Source organism: Stenotrophomonas sp. SI-NJAU-1, from assembly GCF_020883215.1.
In the GTDB taxonomy this organism is placed as follows: Bacteria; Pseudomonadota; Gammaproteobacteria; order Xanthomonadales; family Xanthomonadaceae; genus Stenotrophomonas; species Stenotrophomonas indicatrix.
Genome location: NZ_CP086598.1, coordinates 3,043,796 through 3,066,181, shown reverse-complemented (window position 1 = coordinate 3,066,181; position 22,386 = coordinate 3,043,796). Strand labels below are relative to the sequence as shown.

The following is a 22,386-nucleotide window of genomic DNA, read 5'->3' as shown; positions in this document are numbered from 1 at the left end:
CAATCTGTGCACGAATCTGTAGCAATCCTGAATTTCAGTCAGCGTACGTCCAGCTAGTATGATGTTGGGTTCTTCTTGTCGATCCACCGGAGCCCGCAGTGAACAGTTCTTCCCGTCGTCCGCATGCCAGCCAGGTGCAGAAGGGACTGGCGCCGCATGCGCGCATCCGCAACGTGATCGCGGTGGGCTCGGGAAAGGGCGGGGTGGGCAAGTCGACCACGGCGGTCAACCTGGCCGTCGCACTGCAGCAGCTGGGCGCGCGCGTAGGCGTGCTTGATGCCGATATCTACGGCCCCAGCGTGCCGGCGATGCTCGGCCTGTCCGGTCGCCCGGAAAGCCCGGACAACAAGAGCATCGAGCCGATGCGGGCCTTCGGCGTGGACACCATGTCGATCGGTTATCTGGTCGAGGACGAAACGCCGCTGATCATGCGCGCACCGCGCGCGACGGCGGCGCTGACCCAGCTGTTCGAAGACACGCTGTGGGACGATCTGGACTATCTGCTGATCGATCTGCCGCCGGGCACCGGCGACATCCAGCTGACCCTGGTGCAGAAGATCCCGCTGGCCGGCGCGGTGATCGTCACCACGCCGCAGGACATCGCTACGCTGGATGCGAAGAAGGCGCTGAAGATGTTCGAGAAGGTCGAGGTGCCGGTGCTGGGCGTGGTCGAAAACATGGCCGTGCATACCTGCAGCAACTGCGGGCATGTGGAGCACCTGTTCGGCGAGGGTGGTGGCGAGCGCATGGCGGCGCAGTACGGCGTGCCGCTGCTGGGGTCGCTGCCGCTGCAGATCGGCATCCGCGAGCAGGGCGATGCCGGTACCCCGATCACCGCCGCGCAGCCGGAATCGGCGGCGGCCCAGGCCTACCACCGTGCCGCCCAGCGTCTGGTCGAGGAAGTGGGCAAGCGCCCGCGCGCTTCGATCCCGATCCTGTCCTCGCTGCTGTAAGGGCCCGCTGGGGGCTGCGGCGGCGACGCCCGGCCCCCTGCTAGAATCCTCGCGCCCCCTCGCACCCAGGACAGAGCATGAGCATCAAGAGTGACCGTTGGATCCGCCGGATGTCCGAACAGCACGGCATGATCGAGCCGTATGAGGCCGGGCAGGTCAAACAGGCCAACGGCGAGCGCATCGTCAGCTACGGCACTTCCAGCTACGGCTACGACGTGCGCTGCTCGCGCGAGTTCAAGGTGTTCACCAACATCAACTCGACGATCGTGGACCCCAAGCATTTCGATCCGGGCAGCTTCGTCGATATCGTCGGTGACGAGTGCATCATTCCGCCGAACAGCTTCGCGCTGGCGCGCACGGTCGAGTATTTCCGCATCCCGCGCGACACCCTGGTGGTGTGCCTGGGCAAGAGCACCTATGCGCGCTGCGGCATCATCGTCAACGTGACCCCGCTGGAGCCGGAGTGGGAAGGCCATGTGACCCTGGAATTCAGCAACACCACGCCGCTGCCGGCGCGCATCTACGCCAACGAAGGCGTGGCGCAGATGCTGTTCTTCCAGTCCGATGAAGTGTGCGAGACCTCGTACAAGGATCGTGGCGGCAAGTACCAGGGCCAGACCGGCGTGACCCTGCCGCGCACCTGACAGCTTGCGTCAGCGCGTATCGGTAGCGCCGGGCCATGCCCGGCGTTTCCGTTTGTGGGGCCGCGCGCTGCGTTCGCCGGGCATGGCCCGGCGCTACCTTATTTGCCGCGACCGAACAGGATCGCGATGCCTACGGCGACCAGGCCGAGTGGCCACCAGGTCAGCAGCAGGCGCGACAGGTTCAGGTTGGTCCAGCCCAGGTTGCTGGCCAGCATGAACAGGCCGATCAGGATCAGCAGGATGGCGGCAACGATATTGAATCGCATCGGGTCGGCACTGGCTCAGGAATGGGCTGGATATCCTAGCCGTTCCTTCCAGTAGGCGACATGCTGGTCCAGCGCGGCCGGCTCATAGCGGTGCGCCGGGCCACTGCCCCAGACCGGTCCCGGCCACGCCGGATCGCCGTCGTGGCGGCCGATCACGTGGAAATGCAGCTGGCGCACGATGTTGCCCAGCGCGCCGATGTTGATCTTCTCCACCCCGTCCGAACCGTGCAGGGCCTTGCAGGCGCGGTTGAGCTCGGTGCGCAGCTTGTCCTGCTGCTCGCCGTCCAGCTCGATCCACTCGGTCACACCGGCCAGACGCGGCACCAGGACCAGCCAGGGGAATCGTTCGTCGTTCATCAGTCGCACTTGCGACAACGGGCCTTCGGCCACCAGCACGCTATCGGTGGCCAGGCGTGAATCGAGTTCGAAATCGCTCATCCAAGATGCTCCGAGAAGAAGTCCAGGGTGCGTTGCAGCGCCAGGGCGGCGCTGTCTGGATCATACGCATGTCCGACCTCGCGGTTGAAGGCATGGTCGGCCGGATACACGTAGGTCGCCATCTGCGGCAGCTTCTCACGGTGCGCCTGGACCGCCTCCGGCGGGATGCTCTTGTCCTGCGCGCCGAAGTGGAACATCACCGGGGCCTTGGGCGCTTCATCCAGGAACTGCACGTTGCGCGCGCCGTAGTAGCTCACCGAGGGCAGGCCCAGGCGCAGCGCGGACAGCAGGGCGACACTGCCGCCCCAGCAGTAGCCGACCGTGCCGACCTTGCCATGCGGTGCCAGCCGGGTTGCCGCAGCGCGGACCACTTCCAGTGCCTTTTCCATGCCCAGCGCGGTGACCCGTTCCAGCCCATCCTTCACGCCCTCGGGGCTGTAGGGCAGGGCATCCGGGTCGGCCTCGGGGCCGTCGACCAGGTCGAAGAACGACGGCGCCAGCACTGCGTAGCCCTGGGCCGCGAAGCGTTCGGCGACGCTGCGGATGTGCGGGTTGGCGCCGAAGATCTCCTGCACCACCACCAGCGCGCCGCGGGGTTTGCCCTCGGGCAGCGCCTGCCAGGCACGGACCGGGCCGTAATGCGTATCCAGGGTGATCCATTCGGACATCGGGGTGTACCTCGTTGCAGGGGCCAGGCCTGCATTGTCGGTGCTGGGCGGGTTAGCGCGATGTCAGCGGCTGTGCGGGATCGGGCGGCTCGCGATTCAGAGGCCGCTGCCCAACCCCGGTATACTGGCGCCCTTTCAGGCCCCGGCCCCCAGGTCCCCCTGCCATGCCGGCAGGGGCCCAGGCCCCCAGAGTCCCGCGATTCCATGTCCCAGCTGAACCCCAAAGTCGGCTTCGTCAGCCTTGGCTGCCCGAAGGCCCTCGTCGATTCCGAGCGCATCCTCACCCAGCTGCGGTCGGAAGGCTACGACATCGTCCCGTCCTACGATTCGGCCGACGTGGTGGTGGTCAACACCTGTGGCTTCATCGATTCGGCGGTGACCGAATCGCTGGACGCCATCGGCGAGGCGATGAACCAGAACGGCAAGGTCATCGTCACCGGCTGCCTGGGCAAGCGCCCGGAGCAGATCCGCGAGGCATACCCGAACGTGCTGGCGGTGTCCGGGCCGCAGGATTACCAGAGCGTGATGGAAGCGGTGCATGCGGCGCTGCCGCCCAAGCACGACCCGTTCGTGGATCTGGTACCGGACTACGGCATCAAGCTGACCCCGCGCCACTACGCATACCTGAAGATTTCCGAAGGCTGCAACCACCACTGCAGCTTCTGCATCATTCCGTCGATGCGCGGCAAGCTGGTCTCGCGTCCCGTGGACGAGGTGCTGCGCGAAGCCGAGCGCCTGGTGCGCGGCGGTGTGCGCGAACTGCTGGTGGTTTCGCAGGACACCTCTGCCTACGGCGTGGATGTGAAGTACGCCGAGAAGATGTGGCGCGACAAGGCCTACCAGACCCGCCTGAAGGCACTGTGCGAAGGCCTGTCCGAACTGGATGCGTGGGTGCGCATGCACTACGTCTATCCGTATCCGCACGTCGATGACGTGGTGCCGCTGATGGCCGAGAACCGGATCCTGCCGTACCTGGACATCCCGTTCCAGCACGCCAGCCCGCGCATCCTGCGCCTGATGAAGCGCCCCGGCGCGGTCGAGAAGACCCTGGAGCGGGTGCAGAACTGGCGCCGCATCGCACCGGACATCACCGTGCGTTCGACCTTCATCGTCGGTTTCCCGGGCGAGACCGAGGCCGAGTTCGAAGAGCTGCTGTCCTTCCTGGACGAAGCGCAGCTGGACCGCGTCGGTGCGTTCGCCTACTCGCCGGTGGAGGGCGCTACGGCCAACAGCCTGCCGGACCCGGTGCCGGAAGAAGTGAAGCAGGAACGACTGGCGCGCTTCATGGAGAAGCAGGCGCAGATTTCGGCTTCGCGCCTGGAAGCCAAGATCGGCACGGTGCAGCAATGCCTGGTCGATGCCATCGAAGGCGATATCGCGGTGGCCCGTTCCAAGGCCGATGCGCCGGAGATCGACGGCCTGGTGCATATCCAGAACGCAGACCAGGTGGCGTTGCGCGTGGGTGAGTTCGTCGACGTGGAAATCACCGAGAGCGACGAGCACGATCTCTACGGCGACGCACTGCCGCCGACCACGCGCCCGGCATTCGACCTCAAGGTGCTGTGACCGGGGCGGAGGCTGCTGATGGCGGCCCCCGCCGCTTCGTGCCACCGCTGCGTGCGGCGGTGGGCAGGGCTGCGTTCGATCATCCGTTGTTTGCCGGTATCGCCGGGTTCGGTGATCTGCTGACGGCAGCGGACTGGCCACGCGTGGTCGACCTGGACGCGCGCCTGGCGTTGCCGGGGAAACGCTTTGTTGAACAGGATGCGGCGTTGCTGGCCGACGGCCTGCACTACGAAACGCGCATTGCCGAAGGGCGCATCGCAACCCGCGCGGGCAACTGGCACGACCTGTTCAACGCCCTGGTCTGGGCACGCTACCTGCCGATCAAGTGCGCACTCAACGCGCAGCAATGCCGGCACATCGAGGGCATGGCCGCAGGACAGCGCAACCGCGCGCAGGCCGCGCTGACCCAGTTCGATGAAACCGGCGTGGTGGTACGCGTGCGCGACCCGGCATTGCTTGCAGCCTGGGATGCTCACCAGTGGCGCGTGCTGTTCGAACCGATCCATTGGCAGTCAGGACGGATCGCCATCGCCGCGGTATTCGGTCATGCCTTGATGGAACAGGCGCTGCTGCCGGGCCGGCTGCTGGTCGGCAAATGCGTGGTGCTGCAGGGCGATGACGATGCGGGCTGCATCGACACGGTCGCGCGCGCCATCAGGGAGGGCAGGGTGCTGCTCGATCCCCTGGAACTGCGCCCGCTGCCATTGGCGGGTATTCCCGGCTGGCACACCGGCCAGGCGCCAGCCTTTTACGCGAACGACGATTATTTCCGTCCGCTGCGCGAAGGGCGCCGCTATCCGCCGCCGCTTCTCTAGAACCGGGCCCATGCCCGGCTGAGCGCCGCTGCCCGCCACAGGCTCAGCCGTTGGCAGCGGTCTCGTACTCCACACCGATCACCGCAAAGGTGTGGTTGCCACTGGGTAGTTCCACCGAAAACTCATCATCCAGGCGCTTCTTCAACAAGGCCCGCGCCAAGGGCGAATCGATGCTGATCCAGCCCAGCCCCGCATCGGTCTCATCCGGCCCGACGATGCGGTAGCGGCTGGTCTGCCCGCTGTCCACGTTCTCCAGCTCAACCCACGCACCGAAGAACACGGCTTGCGGATCAGTCGGCGTGGTGTCGACCACGCGCAGCGATTCCAGGCGCTTGGTCAGGTAGCGCACGCGACGATCGATCTCGCCCAGCTGCTTCTTGCGGTAGGTGTATTCGGCATTCTCCGAGCGATCGCCTTCGGCCGCGGCCGCCGCCAGTGCCTTGACCACCTCGGGTCGACGCACCCGCCACAACTCATCCAGCTCGGCCTTCAAACGTGCATGGCCGGCGGCGGTGATCAGCGCGGTGCTCTTTTCTGCGGGGGGGCGCCAACGCGACATGTAATGCGGCTTCTCGTGCGGAATGAAACAACTACGGCGCGCCGTCGTCGGCGCGCCGCAAAGGTACTGCCGGGGCTCTCAGCGCTTGCCGCCGAAGATGCCACCGAGGATGCCGCGCACGATCTGGTTGCCCAGCTTGGTGCCGACCGTACGCGTGGTCTGCTTGGCCATCGTCTCGATCATGCCCTGGCGGCGCTTGGTGCCGAAAATGGCGTCCTTGATCGACTGCCCGAAACCGCCTTCCTGCGCTTCGTCCTGCTCACGGCTGCGCGCGGCCGGCGCATCGGTTTTCTCGACGGCCTTCTGCGCGCGCTGCGCCAGCAGTTCGGCTGCCGATTCGCGGTTGACGGCAGTGTCGTAGCGCGTGCCGACCGGGCTGCCGGCACGCACCTGCGCACGTTCGGTGTCGGTGACCGGTCCCATGCGGCAGCGGGGTGGCGCGATCATCGTCTGCTGCACCGGCATCGGCACGCCCTTGTCCTGCAGCGTGGACACCAGCGCTTCGCCGGTACCGAGCTGGCTGAGCACCTTCACCACATCCAGCTTCGGGTTCGGCACGAAGGTCTCGGCGGCGGTCTTCACCGCCTTCTGGTCGCGCGGGGTGAATGCGCGCAGCGCGTGCTGTACCCGGTTGCCGAGCTGGCCAAGGATGTTGGCCGGCACGTCGTCCGGGAACTGCGAGCAGAAGTACACGCCCACGCCCTTGGAACGGATCAGCCGCACCACCTGTTCGATGCGCTGTACCAGAGCGGGAGGTGCATCGTCGAACAGCAGGTGCGCTTCGTCGAAAATGAAGACCAGCTTCGGCTTGTCGAGGTCGCCCACTTCGGGCAGCTGCTCGAACAGCTCCGACAACAGCCACAGCAGGAACGTGGAGTACAGCTTGGGCTTGAGCACCAGCTGGTCGGCGGCAAGGATGCCGATGACACCGCGGCCGTCATGGTTGACCCGCATGATGTCGGCCAGTTCCAGCGCCGGTTCGCCGAAGAAATGCTCGCCGCCATCCTGCGCCAGCCGCAGCAGGGCGCGCTGGATGGCGGCCACCGACTGCGCACTGACCAGGCCGTACTCGGTGGAGATGTCCTTGCGCTCCTCGGCCACCAGGCCGAGCAGGGCGCGCAGGTCGTCCATGTCCAGCAGCAGCAGGCCGCGGTCGTCGGCCAGCTTGAACACGATGTCGAGCACGCCGGCCTGGGTGTCGTTCAATTCCAGGATGCGGGCCAGCAGGGTCGGGCCCATCTCGCTCACGGTGGTGCGCACCGGGTGGCCGAGCTTGCCGTACAGGTCCCAGAACACGGTGGGGCTGGCGGCCGGGGCATAGTCGCTCACGCCGATCTCGGCCGCGCGCTTGAGCAGGTTCTCGGCGCCGGTGCCCGGCACGGCCAGGCCGGAGACATCGCCCTTCACATCGGCCAGGAACACCGGTACCCCGATCCGCGAGAAGCCCTCGGCCAGGGTCATCAGGGTCACGGTCTTGCCGGTGCCGGTGGCGCCGGCGACCAGCCCATGGCGGTTGCCGAGTTTCGGCAGCAGGGTGACAGCCACATCGTCGGTGATGCCTTTGCCGAGCAGAATCGGATCCATGGTCCAGCCCTTGTGATGAATGTGCCAATGTTAACCGCCGACGGTGACGGGCCGAAGGTCGGCTTGCCCCGACCTTGGCAGCGCCGCTACTCTGCCTGCCTGTTTCATACACAGTGCCACCAATGCCCGTTCCTGTCCTGATTTCCCGCACCTGGCCGCTGCTGGCCCTGGCTGGCCTGGTTTCCCTGGCACCGGAGGCCCACGCACAGCGGGTTTCGGCCCGGGACAAGGTGAAGGTGGATGCCCTGCAGCAGCGCATGACTGCAGCCGAGAAGCGCTACAGCGATGCCGTTCTGCTGGTGGCCAACGCCGATCCGAAGGGGCGCAACGAGGCCGATGCCGCGCTGGAGGACATGGAAGATGTCATCAGCGAATGCGTGAAGCAGAAGGGCTGCCAGATGAGCAACATGCTGGCGACTTACAAGCGCCTGCTCAAGCACGATGCCGATGCCGCCGCCGATGATGACGTGGCCGATGAGGCCGGCGACCGCCTCGAAGCCGACCCGGACCATGTCGGCCCGCTGGCTGCGGATGTGCCGGAGGCGGCACGCGCAGCGGCGCTGCTGAACGACAAGCGCCATGCCTTCGACAACATGGTCGAGTACAACCCCGCCGTGCAGGCCGGCATCCGCCGCTGGCTGACCGACATGCGCCCGGCGCTGATGACCACTTACGAGAATTACCAGAACCTGCGTGCGGTGATGTGGCCGGAATGGGAGAAGCGCGGCCTGCCCGAGGCGTTGCTGTTCGGCATCATGGCCAAGGAATCCAACGGCCGTGTACATGCGTCCTCGCGTGCGGGCGCCGCGGGCCTGATGCAGTTCATGCCGGCCACCGGCCGCCGCTTCGGCCTGGGCCCGGACGGTACCGGTTTCGATACCCGCTTCGATGCGCGCAGCGCCGCCGAAGCCAGCGCGACGTACCTCAATGAGCGGATGCGTGAGCTCAACAACAACGTCGAACTGTCGCTGGCCGGCTACAACGGCGGTGAGGGCCGCGCAGCGCGCGTCTACAAGCAGTACCCGGGCCAGAGCTTCTGGGTGGACAGCGTCTACAACCAGTTCCCGGGCGAAACCAAGGACTACGTGCCGATGGTGATCGCCGCGTCCTGGATCTTCCTGCACCCCCAGCAGTACGGCGTGGAGTTCCCGAAGATCAACGCGCAGCCGGCCACCATCCGCCTGGCCCGCTCGACCACGATCTACGAACTGACCATCTGCCTGGGCAGCCATGGCACCCGCGATGGCTACATGCGCGCATTGCGCAACCTCAACCCGCGCTATGAGGCCGATGGCTGGATTCCGGCAGGAACCCTCATCAACGCCACCAACCGCATTGCTGGCCTGTACGCGCGCAACTGCGTCAGCGGCCCGCGTGCCGATCTGGCCCGCACCCTGATCACCGCCGACCTCAATGCCGCGATCGTGCGCCCGAGTGCTGCCAGCTACACCGGCAGCGTGGCCGTGGGCGGGGTGGTGCCGGTGGTCGATCCCAATGCCGCCAGCAGCGTGCCGACCACGCCCGCCGCGCCGGTGGCTGCGCCGCGCCCGGCGCAGGCCCCGCGCGCCAAGCCGGCCCGCAGCTACAAGGTCGGCAAGGGAGAGACCCTGGGCCGGATCGCCGCGAAGTTCCAGTGCGATGTGCCGGTGCTGGCCCGCGCCAATGGCCTCAAGGCCCCCGGCTACAGCCTGCGCCACGGCCAGGTGCTGAAGCTGCAGGGCTGCGACAAATAATATTTCCGCACTCTGGATATCGCATGGACCTTGAAGACACCCGCAATCTGTTCACCAACCTCCGCGAGAACACCGATTGGGACCTGGATGCCCCGCTGCTGTGGGGGTACTTCTTCGTGCACTCCAGCGCCGAGCCGCTGCAGGAGCTGGCCACCCACCTGCAGGCGCAGGGGTATGTACTGGTGGAGCTGTTCGAGCAGGAGCCGGAAGACGGTGAGGCTGCATTCCACGTGCTGCATGTAGAGCGCGTGGAAGTGCACGACGAAACCTCGCTGGACAAGCGCAACCAGGAACTGAGCGCGCTGGCCACGCAGATGGGCGTGGAAGACTACGACGGCATGGACGTCGGCCCGGCGCCGACCCTGCAATAACGCCCGCATCCGGTAGTGCCGGCCGCTGGCCGGCAACGCTCGATGCGTTGGATCAACGGAGATGCCGGCCAGCGGCCGGCACTACCGCAGGATCAGCGCAGCTTGGCCAGTGCCTGGCCCAGCTGTACCGGATGCTCGGCATCCAGGTGCGGGGCGAATTCGGCCACGCCCGGCGGCAGCAGCACGATCACGGTCGAGCCGTAATTGAAGCGCGCCATCTCTTCGAAGCGCTGCAGGGTGATGCCGCGGCCCCGGTAATCCTTGCGGGTGATGCGGTCGCCGTAATGCGGAATCTCTTCGCCGCTCCATACCGTCTCCACGCCCGACACCAGCAGCGCACCGACCATCACGCTGACCATCGGGCCGAAGCTGGTGTCGAAGTGGCAGACCAGGCGCTCGTTGCGTGCGAACAGGCCAGGCACGTTGTTCACCGCGGCCGGGCCGACGCTGAACAGACGGCCGGGCACATGCACGGTTTCGCGCAGGGTGCCGGTCCACGGCATGTGCACGCGGTGGTAGTCGCGCGGCGACAGGTACACCGTGGCATACAGGCCCTCGTTGAACGGCTTGGCGTCCTCGGCGCTGCCCAACAGCTCGGCGGCGGTGAACGACTGCCCCTTGGCCTGGAAGATGCGCCCGGCGTCGATCTTTCCGAGCTGGCTGATGCGGCCGTCCGCCGGCATCACCAGGCTGCGCGGATCGGCATCGGCCACGCGCGCGCCGGGTTTCAGCGCGCGGGTGAAGAACTGGTTGAAGGTCGGGTAGCTGCGCGGGTCCGGATTGGCCGCTTCATCCAGGTTGACGTTGAACTTGCGGGTGACCGTGTCGATCAGCCAGCGCGATACGCGCGGGTTGTCCGAGTACGCCAGCGATCGCGCCATCGAGGACAGCAGGCGGTGGGGCAGGACGTACGTCAGGGCGGTGGTCAGACTCATGGGGCGGATTTCTCGGTCAGCTTCTGCAGGTCGCGGGCGATCGCCGGCGCATTGAACGGGGGCCGCACCAGGCCGGCGAGCCGGCCCTGCGGATCGAGCACGGCCAGGCTGGCGGAGTGCTCGAGGGTGTAATCCTCGGGATTCTCGTCGAAGTGCTTGCCCGGCACCTTCTGGAACACGAAGCCCAGCGAGGTGGCAAAGCGCTCCAGCGAGGGGATGTCGGCGGTCGCCGCCAGGGTGTCCTTGTGGAAGCCATGGGCGTACTCGCCCAGGCGCGTGGCGGTGTCGCGCTCCGGGTCGACCGAGACGAACAGCACGCGCGGGCGCAGGCCGTCGGGCAGCGCTTCCCACTGATTCTGCGCACCGGCCAGCTCGGCCAGGGTGGTCGGGCAGACGTCCGGGCAGAACGTGAAGCCGAGGAACACCAGGGTCCAGTGGCCCTTCAGTTCGCCGGGAATCAGGCGCGTGCCGTCGGACTGGGCCAGGTTGTAGTCGGGCAGGGCGCGCGGCTGCGGGTACAGGGTGATCGCTTCGGTGGCCGGCTGCCCGGCCGGCGGCTTCGGCGCGAACACCTGCTGGGCGGCGAGCAGGCCAAGGCCCGCCGCCAGGGCGATCAGCAGGATGATGCCGACGTTGCGATTGAACATGGGATTCCGCCGCAGGAAGTGGCCACCATCATACCGGCTGCGGCTGGATCGTTTCTGCCGCAACGGATGCCGGCGCAGGCGGCAACCCCTATAATCGGGGGCCACTTTGCCCGCAGTACCGCCATGACCGCTGAAACGGCCGCCGAACTCCATACGATCATCGATCTGATCCGCTACGGCACCAGCCGTTTCAATGCTGCGGGCCTGACCTTCGGGCACAGCTACGACAATGCCCTGGACGAGGCCACCCAGCTGGTGCTGCACGGCCTGCACCTGCCGCACGACCTCGGCCCGGCCTACGGCCAGGCGCGCCTGCTGCGCGAAGAGAAGCTGGCGGTGCTGGAGCTGTTCCAGCGCCGCATCGACGAGCGCATCCCAGCTGCCTACCTGACCGGTGAAGCCTGGTTCGCCGGCCTCAGCTTCAAGAGCGACGCGCGCGCCCTGGTGCCGCGTTCGCCGATCGCCGAACTGATCGAGTGCGGCTTCGAGCCGTGGCTGGCCGGCCGCGATGTCAACCGCGCGCTGGACCTGTGCACCGGTTCGGGCTGCATCGCCATCGCCATGGGCCACTACTACCCGAACTGGGAAGTGGACGGCGTGGACCTCAGCGATGATGCGCTGTCACTGGCCGAAGAGAACAAGGAACGCCTGCAGGCGCACAACGTGACCCTGCTGAAGTCGGACCTGTTCAACGGCTTGACCGGTCGCCACTACGACCTGATCGTCACCAACCCGCCGTACGTCACCAACGACGAGACCGATGCCCTGCCGCAGGAATATTCCTACGAGCCGGAGATGGGCCTGCGTGCCGGCGACGACGGCCTGGACCTGGTGCTGAAGATCCTGCGCGACGCGCCGCTGCACCTGAGCGAGGACGGCCTGCTGATCTGTGAAGTGGGCGAATCCGAACAGCACCTGATCAAGCTGCTGCCGGAAGTGGATTTCGCCTGGGTCGAGTTCAAGGTCGGCCAGATGGGCATCTTCGCGGTCGAGTGCCGCGAGCTGATCGCCCACAGCGCGCGCATCACCGAACTGGCGGCGCAGCGCCCGTGAGCTCCAATTCGTTCGGCAAGCTGTTCACCGTCACCACGTTCGGCGAATCGCACGGGCCGGCCATCGGCTGCGTGATCGATGGCTGCCCGCCGGGGCTGGCGCTGGACGCGGCCGAATTCAGCCATGACCTGCAGCGTCGCGCCACCGGCAAGAGCCGGCACACCTCGGCGCGGCGCGAGGCCGACGAGGTCGAGATCCTGTCCGGGGTGTACGAGGGCCTGACCACCGGCACCCCGATCGCGCTGCTGATCCGCAACACCGACCAGCGCAGCAAGGACTACAGCAACATCGGCCAGCAGTTCCGTCCGGGGCATGCCGACTACAGCTACTGGCACAAGTACGGCATCCGCGACCCGCGCGGCGGTGGCCGCTCCTCGGCGCGCGAGACCACCATGCGCGTGGCTGCTGGCGTGGTCGCCAAGAAATGGCTGGCCGAGCGTTTCGGCATCACCGTGCGCGGCTACCTGTCGCAGCTGGGCGGGATCACTCCGGCCGGTTTCGACTGGTCGGTAGTCGAGGAGAATCCGTTCTTCTGGCCGCACGCCGCACAGGTGCCCGAGCTGGAGGCGTACATGGATGCGCTGCGCAAGTCCGGCGATTCGGTCGGTGCCTGCGTGGACGTGGTCGCCGACAATGTACCGCCGGGCTGGGGCGAGCCGATCTACGGCAAGCTTGATGGCGAGCTCGCGGCCGCACTGATGAGCATCAACGCGGTGAAGGGCGTGGAGATCGGCGACGGTTTCGCCAGTGCCATGCAGAAGGGCACCGAACACCGTGACCTGCTGACCCCGCAGGGTTTTGCCAGCAACCATGCCGGCGGCATTCTCGGTGGCATCTCCACCGGCCAGCCGGTGGTCGCCTCGATGGTGCTCAAGCCGACGTCCAGCCTGCGCCTGCCCGGTGAGTCGCTGGATACGGCCGGCAATGTGGTGGAGGTAGTCACCACCGGCCGCCATGATCCCTGCGTCGGCATCCGCGCCACGCCCATCGCCGAGGCGATGATGGCCCTGGTGCTGATGGACCAGGCGCTGCGCCACCGCGCGCAGTGCGGCGATGTCGGCACCATCACCCCGCGCATTCCCGGCCAGCTTGATGGCTGATACGCGGCCGACGGTATGGGTGAGCCAGCCGCTGATCGACGCGGCCATCGCGCCGCTGCGCGATCGCGTGCAGCTGCGCACCACCGATACCGTCACCTCCTGGTCGCCACAGCGGATCGCCGCGCAGCTGGCCGACGTTGACGGGGCGATCATCACCCTCAACGAGCGCATCGGCCCGGCCCAGGTCGCCGAGGCCGCGCAGCTGCAGGTGATCGCCAATGTCGGCGTCGGCTACAACAATCTGGATGTCGACGCGCTCAGCGCCGCCGGCATTCTCGCCAGCAACACCCCGGACGTTCTCACCGAGACCACCGCCGATCTCGGCTTTGCGCTGTTGATGGCCACCGCGCGCCGGATCACCGAATCCGAGCGCTGGCTGCGCGAGGGCCAGTGGGGGCAGTGGTCGTTCCAGACCATGCTGGGTGCCGACATCCATGGCAGCACGCTGGGCATCCTCGGCATGGGCCGCATCGGCCAGGGCATCGCCCGTCGCGGCGCGCACGGCTTCGGCATGAAGGTGCTCTACCACAACCGTTCGCGGCTGCCGGCCGATACCGAAGCCGCGCTCGGCGCGACCTACGTGGATCTGGACACGCTGCTGGCGCAGTCCGACCATCTGTTGACCGTGTTGCCATACACCGCCGCCTCGCACCACATCATCGACGCCGCCGCGCTGGCCAGGATGAAGCCGTCTGCCACCCTGGTGAACATCGCCCGCGGCGGCATCGTCGACGAACTGGCGTTGGCCGATGCACTGGCCAACGGTCGCCTGGCGGCGGCCGGCCTGGATGTCTACGAAGGCGAACCGAACGTGCGGCCGGAACTGCTGGCCCTGCGCAATATCGTGCTGACCCCGCATATCGGCAGCGCATCGCTGGCCACGCGTACGGCCATGGTGCAGATGGCCGTGGACAATCTGCTGGCCGGGCTTGGCCTGGACGGCAGCCCGTCGCGCATGCCGAGCGCGATCAACGCCGACGCGGCCCTTGCCGCGCGCGCGACCTCGGACAAAAAAAGCGGGAAACGATAGGGAACCTCCGCGCATCCATCCGAGGAGGCTCCCCGAACCCAGCTGTCGTGCGTGAGTTTTCCCCCTTCCCGTTTTCGTGAGAGTTCCCCCATGAGCAATGCACAACGCAGCTTCCACGTCGCCATCGTCGGCGCCACCGGCGCGGTCGGCGAGACCATGCTGGCCATCCTGGCCGAGCGCGATTTCCCGGTCGGCACCCTGAGCCTGCTCGCTTCCGAGCGCTCGGCCGGCGGCGAAATCGAATTCAACGGCAACAAGGTCAGGATCCAGGACCTGGCCACTTTCGACCCGAGTGGCGTGGATATCGCCCTGTTCTCGGCCGGTGGCAGCGTGTCCAAGGAATACGCCCCGAAGTTCGCTGCCGCTGGCGCGGTGGTGATCGACAACTCCTCGGCCTTCCGTTACGACGATGACGTGCCGCTGGTGGTGTCGGAGGTCAATCCGGACCAGGTCGCCAACCGTCCGCGCGGCATCATCGCCAACCCGAACTGCTCGACCATGCAGATGCTGGTCGCGCTGGCACCGCTGCACCGCAAGTACGGCATCGAGCGCATCAACGTGTCCACCTACCAGTCGGTATCCGGCGGTGGCCGTTCGGCACTGGAAGAACTGGGCAAGCAGACCGGCCAGCTGCTGAGCTTCCAGGAAATCGATCCGCAGCGTTTCCCGGTGCAGATCGCCTTCAACCTGATCCCGCACATCGACGACTTCCTGGACAACGGCTTCACCAAGGAAGAGATGAAGCTGGTCTGGGAGACCCGCAAGATCCTGGGCGACGACAGCATCCTCGTGAACCCGACCGCGGTGCGCGTGCCGGTGTTCTATGGCCACTCCGAATCGGTGGCGATCGAAACCCGTGACAAGGTGACCGTGGCCGAAGCGCGCGCGTTGCTGGAACAATCGCCAGGCATCGAGGTGGTGGATCGTCACGAGGCCGGTGGCTACCCGACGCCGGTCACCCATGCCTCGGGCAACGACGCGGTGTACGTCGGCCGCATCCGCGAGGACCTGTCGCATCCGCGCGGCCTGAACCTGTGGATCGTGTCGGACAACGTGCGCAAGGGCGCAGCCCTCAACGCGGTGCAGCTGGCCGAGCTGGTCGCCGCCGAGAAGCGCTGATCCCCGCTGTTGCCTGACCGGTAGTGCCGGCCGCTGGCCGGCAGTGCCTTATCGGTGCATGCCCGTGCCTGCCGGCCAATGGCCGGCACTAGCGCAGTCCGCCTCCCCGGTGGGTGCGGACCGTGGTCCGCACGCTTTATAGTGTCGCCCATGAATAAACGAGCCAAGGGCGCATGGCGTCCGCTCACCTGTCTTTCCGCCGCGCTGCTGGCCCTGGTCAGCAGTTCGGCCATGGCCCTGGGCCTGGGCGACATCCGGGTCCTGTCCAAGCCGGGACAGCCGTTGCTGGCCGAGATCCCGGTGATCTCGGCCGATCCGTCCGAACTTGAGAACCTGCGCGTCGCGCTCGCCTCGCCGGTCACCTTCGAGCGCGTTGGCCTGCAGCGCCCGGCGGGTCTGGTCAGCGAACTGCAGTTCGAGCTGACCCGCAATGCGCAGGGCAGGGCGGTGGTGCGGGTGACCTCGCAGACGCCTGTGGAGACACCCTCGTTGAGCTTCCTGGTCGAGGCCGACTGGGGCCAGGGCCGGCTGGTGCGTGAGTACTCGGCGCTGGTCGATGCACCGGCCAGTGCACTGGCCGTGGCCGAACCGGAAATCGTCGCGCCGGCCGGCGTGCTGTCGGACACCATCGTCCGTGATGCGCCTGCCGCGGCTGCAACCGCACCCGCACCCGAGCCCGCACCGGTCACGGCGGCCGCCGCACCTGCTGCACCGCGTCCACGGGCTGCGTCACCTGCACCAGCACCAGCGCCTGCACCAGCGCTCGCCGCAGACGGCAGTGTGACCGTGCAGCGCGGACAGACGCTTTCGCAGATCGCCGGCTCGCTGGCCCGTGGCAATCAGATCAGTCGCGACCGGGCGATGATCGCGCTGTTGCGTGCCAACCCCGAAGCCTTCATCCGTGGCAACGTCAACCTGCTCAAGCAGGGCGCGGTACTGCGCATGCCGGGCGATACCGCACTGGCCGCGGTGGATGCGGCCGAGGCCGCCGCGCTGGTCCGCGAGCATGCCGCACAGTGGCGGCAGGCACGCACCGTGCCACAGCCGGCTGGCGCCGCGATGCCGGTGGCCAAGGCCGATGGCGCTGCTTCTTCCCCGGCTGCGGCCACCGGGGCACGACTTGAAATCGCTCCGGCGCTGGCATCCGACGCCGCGCACGCGGGCACAACCACCGGCACCAGTGCCGGCAGCGAGGGTGACATGCTGGGCAACGAACAACTGCGCCAGGCCAAGGAGGACATCGCCACCCGCGATGCCGAAATCGGCGATCTGAAGCAGCGCGTGGCGGAGCTGGAGAAGCTCAAGGAGCAGCAGCAGTCACTGATCGCGATGAAGGACAACGACCTGGCGGCCGCGCAGCAACGTTTGGCCCAGGCGCCCGGTGCGCCCGGCGCTGGCACGCCGTGGTACTGGCTGGGCCTGCCGCTGCTCGTGCTGGTTGCCCTGGGCGCCTGGCTGCTGCGTCGTCGCAAGCCCTCGCCGCTGCCGCCGCTGCGCGAGGAACACGATGCCGCCGGCCTGGCAGCAGCGCTGCCGGCAGGTGCCGCGCTGGATACCCTGACCGAACAGGACGCCGGGGTGAACTTCGCCGCCGATGGCGGACGCCAGGAACCGGCGATGCCGGCCTGGGCTGCCACTGCCGACCATGACGTGCCAGCTGCGGACATCCATGAGGATGCCTCGCCGGCCGAGTGGCGGGCGGGTGAGCTTGATGAAGACGAACGGGTTGAACTGCCTGCTGCGGTGAACGATCTGCCGCGTTGGGACGATCCTGCCGGCGCTGCTGCGGTGGCGCCCATCGAGCCAGCCGAGGTGGCCGTGCCCGAATACGCGCTGCAGGCCGAACAGGAGCCGCAGTTCCGCGGTGTGTTCGATCTGCCGGCCGAACCGCATGAGCATGAGACGGCTGCACCGGTCGACCTGCACGACGACCGTGCTGCCGCCGAGGACGCCGTCGGGTCTGCTGCAGACAATGGCCATGACTGGGCACCGCGTATCGGCCAGGAGCGGCTGGAACTGGCCATCGCCTATCTGGACCTGGGCGACGCGCAGACCGCGCGCACCCTGCTGCAGGAGGTTGCCGAAGGGGGTGACCTGCATTGCCAGGCGCAGGCCCGCGAACTGCTGGCCCGTCTGCCCTGACACCCTTTCGACAAGGACCTGCGATGACCCGCGAACGCCGTCTCGACTACGTTGAATTCGCCTCGAGCGACCCGGCTGCGAGCCGCGCGTTCTTCGAGGTCGTGTTCGGCTGGTCGTTTGTCGATTACGGCAGCGACTACACCGCTTTCGATGATGGCCGCCTGCAGGGAGGCTTCTTCCGTGGCCAACCACAACGTGCCAGCGAAGGCGCGCCACTGCTGGTGCTGTATGCCGACCAGCTGGCGCCGATGGAAGCGGCGGTGCGTGCGGCCGGTGGTCAGATCGTGCGGACCGTGTTCTCTTTCCCTGGCGGCAGCCGTTTCCAGTTCGTCGAGCCCGGTGGCAACGAACTGGCGGTCTGGTCCGAGCGCGACCCGGCCTGAGCGCCGCCCCACCCGCAATATCGAGGTAGCACATGCGTTACGCGCTCGGCGTCGAGTACGACGGCAGCGATTTCAGGGGCTGGCAGAACCTGGGCGAGGGCGGACCCAGCGTCCAGGCCAGCCTGGAACAGGCCCTGTCATCGGTGGCCGATACCCCGCTGCAGGTGGTCTGCGCCGGCCGCACCGATGCCGGCGTGCACGGCCAGTGCCAGGTCGTGCACTTCGACACCGACGTGGTGCGTGATCCGCGCGCGTGGATGCTCGGCACCACTACCCGCCTGCCGCGTTCGATCGCCGTGCGCTGGTGCGTGCCGGTGGCCGACGATTTCCATGCCCGTTTCTCCGCCCGCGCACGACGTTATCGCTACCGCCTGCTCAATCGCGAAGTGCGCCCGGCGCTGGGCCGGCAGACCCTGAGCTGGGAGCGGCGCCCGCTCGATGCCGAGCGCATGCACTTGGCCGGGCAGGCCCTGCTGGGCGAGAACGATTTCAGCGCCTTCCGCTCGGTCCAGTGCCAGGCCCTGCATGCCCGGCGAGAGCTGCAGTCGCTGCAGGTCAGCCGCCACGACGACGTCATCGAGGTGGCGGTGCGCGGCAATGCATTCCTTCATCACATGGTCCGCAATATCGTCGGTTCGTTGATACTGGTCGGCAGTGGCGAGCAGCCGGTGGAGTGGATCGCCGAACTGCTGGCCGGGCGCGACCGCACCGTGGCCGGTCCCACCGCTCCTCCGCAGGGACTGGTGTTCCTGGGGCCGCTGTACCCCGACAACTGGCATCTGCCCGCCGAGGTAACGCTATGAGCCGCTCCTACTACCGTACCCGCATCAAGTTCTGCGGCATGACCCGTGCCGGCGACGTGCGCCTGGCCGGCGAGCTGGGCGTGGATGCGGTGGGCTTCATCTTCGCCCGCGAGAGCAGCCGCCGGGTCGCGCCGGCCGAAGCGCGCGCGATGCGCCAGGCCATCGCACCGATGGTCGACGTGGTGGCGCTGTTCCGCAACAACAGCAGGGAAGAAGTGCGCGAGGTGCTGCGTACCGTGCGGCCGACCCTGCTGCAGTTCCATGGCGAGGAAGACGAGAGCTTCTGCCGCAGCTTCAACATGCCTTACCTGAAGGCGATCGCCATGGGCGGGCGCGAGGAGATCAATGCGCGCACCCTTCAGCTGCGCTACCCCAGCGCCGCCGGCTTCCTGTTCGACAGCCATGCGCCGGGCGGCGGCGGCGGTACCGGCGTGGCCTTCGACTGGTCGCGTATTCCCACCGGCCTGCACCGGCCGTTCCTGCTGGCCGGAGGCCTGACGCCGGAGAACGTGCATGACGCCGTGCTGGCGACCCTGCCGTGGGGCGTGGATGTCTCCAGTGGCATCGAACTGGAGCCGGGCATCAAGGACGGCTACAAGATGCGCACGTTCGTGGAAGAAGTCCGGCGCTCCGACTGCGCCGTGCTGGATTGAGGCATGGTCACTTCCGAGGTGTCCGGTCTTCACATTTGAGCCTGCACACCCTCTTCACATAGGATGATCCCAAGCGTGCTGGCCATGAGGGCCGGCACGGGGATCGACGGAGCCGCTGGTGGCGTGCTCCGAACGGGCGCTTGGCGCCCCCGCCCAGGAAGGCAAGCGATGCAGGAATTCCTAACCGTCGTACTCGGTTATCCGACCCTCCCGTACAGCGTAGCGCTGGCGGTGGCGGTTCTGTATTGGGGGATTGCCGCCTTTGGCCTGGTCGATGACGGTTTCGGCGAGGCCGGTGCCGATGGCGCCCTTGAAGGCGATGCCCATCTCAGTGGCCTGTCAGCGCTGCTGGCGCGCTGGGGCCTGGGCGGCGTGCCGCTCATGGTGGTGGTGACGCTGCTGAGCCTGTTCGCCTGGACCCTCACCTACTTCATCCATCTGTACCTGCTGCTGCCGTTGCCCGACCTGCTGCGCTGGTCATTGGGCACCGTCGTGGCGGTGCTTGCGCCCCTGCCGGCGGTGCCGGTCACCGCGCTGCTGCTGCGTCCCATCCGCCGCTTCCTGCTGCGCCTGCGCCCGGTGCCGCAGGCCTCGCTGCTGGGCCGGGTCGGCGTGGTCGCTTCGCCGAAGGTCGACGCACGCAGTGGCCATGCCACCGTCGATGACGGCGGTGCCGGCCTGGTCCTGCAGATCCGCAGCGACATCGAACTGCAGCGCGGCGAGCGCATCGTGCTGGTCGAGCACGTGGCTGCACAACACCATTACCGGGTGGTCCGCGCCGACGCGGTCGCCCTCGACTTCCAGGACAACCTGCTTCCGGGCAACAAGGAGAAACATCAATGACGTTGGCATCCGTGCTCCCCTTCCTGATCATCGTGGGCGGCGTCCTCGCCCTCCTGCTCGGCGTGGCGGGCCTGTTCAAGGCGTTCTACCGCAAGGTCGACCAGGGCGTGGCCCTGATCGTCAACGACATGAGTTCCACCCCGAAGGTGCATTTCACCGGTGCGCTGATCATTCCCGTGCTGTACCGCGCCGAGCTGATGCGGATCAGCCTGATCACCCTGCAGATCGACCGCCGCGGCAAGGAAGGCCTGATCTGCCGCGACAACATGCGCGCCGACATCGCCGTGGCGTTCTACCTGCGCGTCAACGAGACCCAGGCCGACGTACTGCGCGTGGCCAAGGCGATCGGCGCCGACCGCGCATCGGACAAGCATGCCGTCGATGAGCTGTTCAACGCCAAGTTCTCCGAAGCACTGAAGACGGTCGGCAAGAAGTTCGATTTCACCGAGCTGTTCGAGAAGCGCCAGGAATTCCGCGACGAGATCATCGCGGTGATCGGCAACGACCTCAATGGGTATGTGCTGGAAGACGTGGCCATCGACTACCTGGAGCAGACCCCGAAGTCGCTGCTGGACCAGTTCAACATCCTCGATGCGCAGGGCATCCGCAAGATCACCGAGCTGACCGCTGCGCAGAACGTGGTGACCAACGAGCTGGAGCAGAACGAGAAGCTGGCCATCACCAAGAAGAACGTCGAAGCCCGCGAAGCGTTGCTGGCGCTTGAACGGCAGCAGGCCGAAGCCGAGGCACGGCAGAAGCGCGAGATCGAGACCATCCGTGCGCGCGAGGAAGCCGAGACCGCCAAGGTGCAGGAAGAGCAGCGCCAGCTGTCCGAGAACGCCCGCATCGAAGCGCAGCAGGTGATCGACATCCGCGAGCAGAACCGCATGCGCGAAGTTGAAGTGGCCGAGCAGAACCGCCAGCGCGCCGTGGCCATCGAAGCCGAGCGCGTCGAGCGCGCACGCCAGCTGGAGCAGGTCACCACCGACCGCGAAGTGCAGCTGCAGGGCGTGGAGCGCGACAAGGTGGTCGAGCAGGGCAAGATGGACGTGGCCAACATCACCCGCGAACGCATCTCCATCGACAAGACCGTGGCGCAGGAAGAAGAGCGCATCAAGGAAGTGCGCGAAGTCTCCGAGGCCGACCGCCAGAAGCAGGTGTTGATCCTGGAAGCCGAGGCGAAGGCGCAGGAATCGCTGGTGCGCGAAGTGAAGGAAGCCCAGGCCCGCGAGACCGCCTCCAAGCATCGCGCGGTGGAGCTGACCACGCTGGCGCAGGCCGAGCACGAAGCCGCCGGCAAGCAGGCCGAGGCCAAGCGCCTGCTGGCCGACGCCTTCCGCGCCGAGCAGGCCGCACCCGGCCTGGCCGAAGCGCAGGTACGCGAAGCGTCGGCGCTGGCCATCGAGAAGGTCGGCATCGCCGAGGCGCGCGTGATCGAGGCCAAGGCCGAAGCCGCACTGAAGCAGGGCAGCAACGAGGCGCGCGTGCTGGCCGAGACGCTGCAGGCACAGGCGCAGGGCGAGGAGAAGATGGGCCTGGCCCGCGCCACCGCCACCGAATCTCTGGGCAACGCCGAAGCCGGCGTGGTGCAGAAGAAGCTGCTGGCCGAGGCCGAGGGCCTGGTCCGCAAGTTCGAGGCCATCGCCTCGCTGAGCGACCAGGCGCGCGGCCATGAAGAATTCCGCATGATGCTGGACAACAGCCTGAAGCAGGCGCTGGCCTCGATCGAAGCCGGCAAGGAAGTCTCGCGCGAGAACGCCGGCGTCATCGCCAGCGCGCTGCGCAACGCCGACATCGACCTGGTTGGCGGCGACGGCGGCATGTTCGAGAACCTGATCAAGGCGGTTTCGCTGGGCAAGTCGATCGAAGGCTTCGCCGGCAAGAGTCCGATCGTGCAGGACCTGATGCAGCGCTACCTGGGCGTCAACGTGGCCGACAATGCACCGCGGCAGATCGCCGAGGACGCGGAGACCGTGCCCGTCGCGGCGACCGTCGTGGTCGACAGCGCGCGCTGATCCACCCGGCGATGGCCATCGCCATCGCCCACCCGTGCCGGCCGCATCGACGGCCGGCCGTCCGTG

At 67.3% G+C, this 22,386-nt stretch carries 23 protein-coding genes; 16 read left to right on the top strand and 7 right to left on the bottom strand.

Features of this window, described 5'->3' with window-relative positions; all coding sequences use genetic code 11:
* Nucleotides 1–98 precede the first annotated feature (98 nt).
* Together apbC and dcd are read left to right on the top strand one after the other, a co-directional pair.
* Complete coding sequence (apbC, locus tag LMF57_RS14155; protein WP_025876115.1) at nt 99–953, top strand: iron-sulfur cluster carrier protein ApbC; 855 nt, start codon at nt 99–101, stop codon at nt 951–953.
* 77 nt (nt 954–1,030) lie between these two features.
* Complete coding sequence (dcd, locus tag LMF57_RS14150; protein ID WP_025876117.1) at nt 1,031–1,597, top strand: dCTP deaminase; 567 nt, start codon at nt 1,031–1,033, stop codon at nt 1,595–1,597.
* Nucleotides 1,598–1,695: 98 nt separating this feature from the next.
* Here dcd and LMF57_RS14145 read toward each other — a convergent pair whose 3' ends face one another.
* The 3 genes from LMF57_RS14145 to LMF57_RS14135 are packed head-to-tail and all read right to left on the bottom strand — an operon-like array spanning nt 1,696 to nt 2,969.
* Nucleotides 1,696–1,863, bottom strand: a complete 168-nt coding sequence (locus tag LMF57_RS14145; RefSeq protein WP_025876120.1) for a DUF5668 domain-containing protein — start codon at nt 1,861–1,863, stop codon at nt 1,696–1,698.
* Nucleotides 1,864–1,878: 15 nt separating this feature from the next.
* Nucleotides 1,879–2,301, bottom strand: a complete 423-nt coding sequence (locus LMF57_RS14140; protein ID WP_032975033.1) for an HIT family protein — start codon at nt 2,299–2,301, stop codon at nt 1,879–1,881.
* Complete coding sequence (locus tag LMF57_RS14135; protein ID WP_117310944.1) at nt 2,298–2,969, bottom strand: dienelactone hydrolase family protein; 672 nt, start codon at nt 2,967–2,969, stop codon at nt 2,298–2,300. The genes LMF57_RS14140 and LMF57_RS14135 overlap by 4 nt, the downstream gene beginning before the upstream one ends.
* Before the next feature lie 204 nt (nt 2,970–3,173).
* Here LMF57_RS14135 and rimO point away from each other — a divergent pair, with 204 nt between their 5' ends.
* Together rimO and LMF57_RS14125 are read left to right on the top strand one after the other, a co-directional pair.
* Nucleotides 3,174–4,535, top strand: coding sequence for a 30S ribosomal protein S12 methylthiotransferase RimO (gene rimO / locus LMF57_RS14130; RefSeq protein WP_117310942.1), 1,362 nt, complete (start codon nt 3,174–3,176; stop codon nt 4,533–4,535).
* Nucleotides 4,532–5,350 (top strand): DUF3025 domain-containing protein, encoded by an 819-nt coding sequence (locus LMF57_RS14125; RefSeq protein ID WP_229290068.1) that lies wholly within the window; start codon nt 4,532–4,534, stop codon nt 5,348–5,350. Before rimO ends, LMF57_RS14125 begins: the two co-directional genes overlap by 4 nt.
* Before the next feature lie 43 nt (nt 5,351–5,393).
* On the opposite strand, the gene greB is transcribed toward LMF57_RS14125, so the two are convergent.
* Nucleotides 5,394–5,909: a transcription elongation factor GreB gene (greB, locus tag LMF57_RS14120; RefSeq protein WP_025876131.1), complete on the bottom strand. Its 516-nt coding sequence runs from the start codon at nt 5,907–5,909 to the stop codon at nt 5,394–5,396.
* Between the two features lie 78 nt (nt 5,910–5,987).
* The gene (locus tag LMF57_RS14115) at nt 5,988–7,493 is read right to left on the bottom strand and encodes a helicase HerA-like domain-containing protein (protein WP_229290067.1); all 1,506 of its coding nucleotides are present in this window, start codon (nt 7,491–7,493) and stop codon (nt 5,988–5,990) included.
* 122 nt (nt 7,494–7,615) lie between these two features.
* Between LMF57_RS14115 and LMF57_RS14110 the strand changes: the two genes are divergently transcribed.
* Both LMF57_RS14110 and LMF57_RS14105 read left to right on the top strand, forming a co-directional pair.
* Entirely contained in the window at nt 7,616–9,226 is a 1,611-nt protein-coding gene (locus LMF57_RS14110) for a transglycosylase SLT domain-containing protein (RefSeq protein ID WP_229290066.1), read from the top strand.
* A 23-nt stretch (nt 9,227–9,249) separates the two neighbouring features.
* The gene (locus LMF57_RS14105) at nt 9,250–9,597 is read left to right on the top strand and encodes a ribonuclease E inhibitor RraB (RefSeq protein WP_229290065.1); all 348 of its coding nucleotides are present in this window, start codon (nt 9,250–9,252) and stop codon (nt 9,595–9,597) included.
* 92 nt (nt 9,598–9,689) lie between these two features.
* Here LMF57_RS14105 and asd read toward each other — a convergent pair whose 3' ends face one another.
* Nucleotides 9,690–10,532, bottom strand: coding sequence for an archaetidylserine decarboxylase (asd, locus tag LMF57_RS14100; protein WP_025876139.1), 843 nt, complete (start codon nt 10,530–10,532; stop codon nt 9,690–9,692).
* Complete coding sequence (locus tag LMF57_RS14095; protein WP_025876141.1) at nt 10,529–11,179, bottom strand: SCO family protein; 651 nt, start codon at nt 11,177–11,179, stop codon at nt 10,529–10,531. The genes asd and LMF57_RS14095 overlap by 4 nt, the downstream gene beginning before the upstream one ends.
* Nucleotides 11,180–11,302: 123 nt before the next feature.
* Here LMF57_RS14095 and prmB point away from each other — a divergent pair, with 123 nt between their 5' ends.
* The 10 genes from prmB to LMF57_RS14045 all read left to right on the top strand — a co-directional run bounded on the left by prmB (nt 11,303) and on the right by LMF57_RS14045 (nt 22,320).
* A complete protein-coding gene (gene prmB, locus LMF57_RS14090) occupies nt 11,303–12,232 on the top strand; it encodes a 50S ribosomal protein L3 N(5)-glutamine methyltransferase (RefSeq protein ID WP_117310938.1) in 930 nt (309 codons plus the stop codon).
* Nucleotides 12,229–13,332 carry a chorismate synthase gene (gene aroC, locus LMF57_RS14085; RefSeq protein ID WP_117310937.1) on the top strand — a complete coding sequence of 368 codons (1,104 nt, stop codon included), beginning with the start codon at nt 12,229–12,231 and terminating at the stop codon, nt 13,330–13,332. The genes prmB and aroC overlap by 4 nt, the downstream gene beginning before the upstream one ends.
* On the top strand, nt 13,325–14,362 hold the full coding sequence (locus LMF57_RS14080) for a D-glycerate dehydrogenase (protein WP_229290064.1): 1,038 nt from the start codon (nt 13,325–13,327) through the stop codon (nt 14,360–14,362). Before aroC ends, LMF57_RS14080 begins: the two co-directional genes overlap by 8 nt.
* Before the next feature lie 90 nt (nt 14,363–14,452).
* Nucleotides 14,453–15,481, top strand: coding sequence for an aspartate-semialdehyde dehydrogenase (locus LMF57_RS14075; RefSeq protein WP_229290063.1), 1,029 nt, complete (start codon nt 14,453–14,455; stop codon nt 15,479–15,481).
* A 150-nt stretch (nt 15,482–15,631) separates the two neighbouring features.
* Nucleotides 15,632–17,623, top strand: a complete 1,992-nt coding sequence (locus LMF57_RS14070; RefSeq protein ID WP_229290062.1) for a FimV/HubP family polar landmark protein — start codon at nt 15,632–15,634, stop codon at nt 17,621–17,623.
* Nucleotides 17,624–17,646: 23 nt separating this feature from the next.
* Nucleotides 17,647–18,006, top strand: a complete 360-nt coding sequence (locus tag LMF57_RS14065) for a VOC family protein (protein ID WP_025876153.1) — start codon at nt 17,647–17,649, stop codon at nt 18,004–18,006.
* Between the two features lie 32 nt (nt 18,007–18,038).
* Entirely contained in the window at nt 18,039–18,809 is a 771-nt protein-coding gene (truA, locus tag LMF57_RS14060) for a tRNA pseudouridine(38-40) synthase TruA (RefSeq protein ID WP_025876154.1), read from the top strand.
* Nucleotides 18,806–19,462, top strand: a complete 657-nt coding sequence (locus LMF57_RS14055) for a phosphoribosylanthranilate isomerase (RefSeq protein WP_025876155.1) — start codon at nt 18,806–18,808, stop codon at nt 19,460–19,462. The genes truA and LMF57_RS14055 overlap by 4 nt, the downstream gene beginning before the upstream one ends.
* 168 nt (nt 19,463–19,630) lie before the next feature.
* Nucleotides 19,631–20,305 (top strand): DUF1449 family protein, encoded by a 675-nt coding sequence (locus LMF57_RS14050; RefSeq protein ID WP_032975011.1) that lies wholly within the window; start codon nt 19,631–19,633, stop codon nt 20,303–20,305.
* Nucleotides 20,302–22,320, top strand: coding sequence for a hypothetical protein (locus tag LMF57_RS14045; protein WP_208082601.1), 2,019 nt, complete (start codon nt 20,302–20,304; stop codon nt 22,318–22,320). The genes LMF57_RS14050 and LMF57_RS14045 overlap by 4 nt, the downstream gene beginning before the upstream one ends.
* Nucleotides 22,321–22,386: the final 66 nt, after the last annotated feature.